This window comes from uncultured Meiothermus sp. (genome assembly GCF_937863175.1).
Classification (GTDB): Bacteria; Deinococcota; Deinococci; order Deinococcales; family Thermaceae; genus Meiothermus.
In genome coordinates this window covers 1-2,548 of the sequence record NZ_CALMCQ010000162.1, presented here as the reverse complement: position 1 = coordinate 2,548, position 2,548 = coordinate 1, and the positions used below count along the sequence as shown (strand labels likewise).

Here is a 2,548-nt window from a genome sequence, read left to right as displayed (position 1 = left end):
CCTCTACGCCGAAACCAAGACCCACATGCAAAAGTCGCTCGAGGCCCTCGAGCACCACCTCGCCACCATGCGCACCGGAAGGGCCAACCCAGCCCTTCTCAACAACATCAAAGTCGAGTACTACGGCTCCGCCATGCCAATTAACCAGGTGGGCACAGTATCCTCTCCCGATCCGCGTACTCTGGTAGTGCAGTCGTGGGATCCCGGCATGCTCAAAGAGATCGAGAAAGCCATCCGCGACTCCGATCTGGGTCTCAACCCTACCAACAAGGGCGATGCCCTTTTCATCAATATTCCTGTCCTGACCGAAGAGCGGCGCAGAGATCTGGTCAAATCGGTCAAACACTACGCCGAAGAGGCCAAAATCGCTGTGCGCAACGCCCGGCGCGAAGCCCTCGACAGGGCTAAAAAAATCGAGAAGGAAAAACACCTTTCCGAAGATGACATCAAACGCGCCGAGGCTGAGATCCAGAAGATTACCGACGACTATATCCACAAGATTGACGACACCCTGCACAAAAAGGAGCAGGAAATCCTGGGTGGCTAGGGTCATCCTGGACTACCCTCGATCATATCCAGTCTTTAGCCAGTCCTGGACACCCCTGCTGATATGCTGTTACCGTGCAGCGCCCGGAAGCCCGACCTGATCCTTCATTACCAACCCGCATAGCCTCCTCGCTCATCGGGGTACTGGTGCTTTTTGGGGTGATCTGGGAGGGCCGGATTTTGCTTTTGCTGGCACTGGTTTTCATACTTGTACTGGGTTCTCTCGAGCTGCGGTACATGTTGCGCAACAAGGGCATCGAGCTCAATATGACTTTTCTGATTGGGGGTGGGCTGATCATGCTTTTGTTCAGCCTGCCCCAGCTCCAGGATTTCTACCCCGGTGTACCGTGGCGCGAAATCGCTCTGGGACTGGTTCTGATTGGGGCATTCAGTTCCGAGCTAATCTCAGGAGCAAACATCCAGCGTTTTGCCTATAGCCTGATGGCTTTTTTGTATTTGCCCTGGACGCTGGGGTTCTTCCTGCTGCTGCGCCATTCCCCCGATGGCGGCGTGGGTATCTGGATTCTGGTCTTGCCCCTGCTTTGCAGTTTTTCCAACGATGTCGGGGGCTACTTCGTGGGCCGCTATCTGGGGCGGCGCAAGCTGGCTCCTACCATTAGCCCGGGCAAAACCGTGGAAGGCTCCATTGGCGGAATCGCCACCAGCTTCTTACTGCTCTTCCTTTTTACCACCATCGTACGCTCAGCGTATCCCGAAAGCCCCTTTGCCCTGTTCCGACCCGTCGAAATCTTTATCGTCAATCTGGTACTCTCCTTTGCGGCCCAACTGGGCGATCTGACCGAGTCCATGCTCAAGCGTTTTTGCGGCGTTAAGGACTCCGGCCACTTCCTGCCCGGCCACGGCGGACTGCTGGATCGGCTGGACTCGCACCTGTTTACGGTTCCGCTCACGTACTATCTGCTGACCATCTTCATTTGAGGTTTCCGAAAAAATCCACATCCAGCAGGTCTGGTAATAGGCCTCTGTTACTGCGCTGCGTCCTCTCGAGCTGGTTCAACCGCAAGGTCAACCTGCAGAATCGCATGCGAATGGGGGCCATACCCCGAGGTATGCCGGGCTCGAGCCGGTGACCAGCATAGTTTGGAAGCACTGAAACCAGTACACTGGCGAGAAGATGAGTGATCCTCCCAAACGCATCGTGGTGCTGGGTTCTACCGGTTCCATCGGAACCCAGACCCTGGATGTATGCCGCTGGCGGGGCTATAAGGTGGCAGGACTGGTCGCAGGAAAAAACCTGAACCTTCTAGCCCAACAAATTGCCGAGTTCCAGCCTGAAGTGGTGGCAGCCTATGGAGCCGTGTTGCCCGAGCTGCGGCTTCGCTTTCCAACCTTGCACATCGCCGATGCCCTGGAGGTTGCGGCCTGGTCGGCGGATGTAGTCGTGGGTGCCATTCCGGGTCTGGCGGGCCTGCCTGGTGTGCGGGTTGCGGTGCAGCAAGGGCGCAGAATTGCGCTGGCCAACAAGGAGAGCATGGTGGCCGCCGGGCCGTTGCTGTGGCAAGAAGCCGGGCAAGGCGGGGCCGAGATTATCCCGGTAGATTCCGAGCACTCTGCAATTTTTCAGAGCCTGGTTGGGGAACCCTTCGAGGATGTGGCGGAACTGATCCTGACCGCCTCAGGGGGTCCCTTCCTGCGTGAGCCCGCCGATCTCTCCACGGCGACGCCCCAGATGGCCCTCCACCACCCCCGCTGGAAGATGGGGCCCAAGGTGACCATTGACTCCTCCACCCTATTCAACAAGGGCCTGGAAGTGCTGGAAGCGGTGCAATTATTCAGGGTTCCCATTGAGCAGGTAAAGGTACAGATTCACCCCCAGTCCTATGTGCACTCGATGGTGCGCTTCCAGGATGGCAGTATCAAAGCCCAGCTCGGCCCCACCGATATGCGGCTGGCCATCCAGTATGCCCTGACCTACCCCGAGCGCCCCCCTACCCCCCTCCCGGCAGCACCCATTCCCGACCGTCCGGCCTTCTCTACCCCC

The 2,548-nt window shown here is 58.0% G+C and carries 3 protein-coding genes; all 3 read left to right on the top strand.

What is annotated here, in order from left to right; all coding sequences use genetic code 11:
* Positions 1–547 (top strand): ribosome recycling factor (frr, locus tag Q0288_RS06265; protein WP_299428814.1); only part of this gene is annotated, 547 nt, incomplete at its 5' end.
* Positions 548–621: 74 nt separating this feature from the next.
* Complete coding sequence (locus tag Q0288_RS06260; RefSeq protein WP_299428811.1) at positions 622–1,485, top strand: phosphatidate cytidylyltransferase; 864 nt, start codon at positions 622–624, stop codon at positions 1,483–1,485.
* A gap of 196 nt (positions 1,486–1,681) precedes the next feature.
* Positions 1,682–2,548 (top strand): 1-deoxy-D-xylulose-5-phosphate reductoisomerase (locus Q0288_RS06255; protein WP_299428808.1); only part of this gene is annotated, 867 nt, incomplete at its 3' end.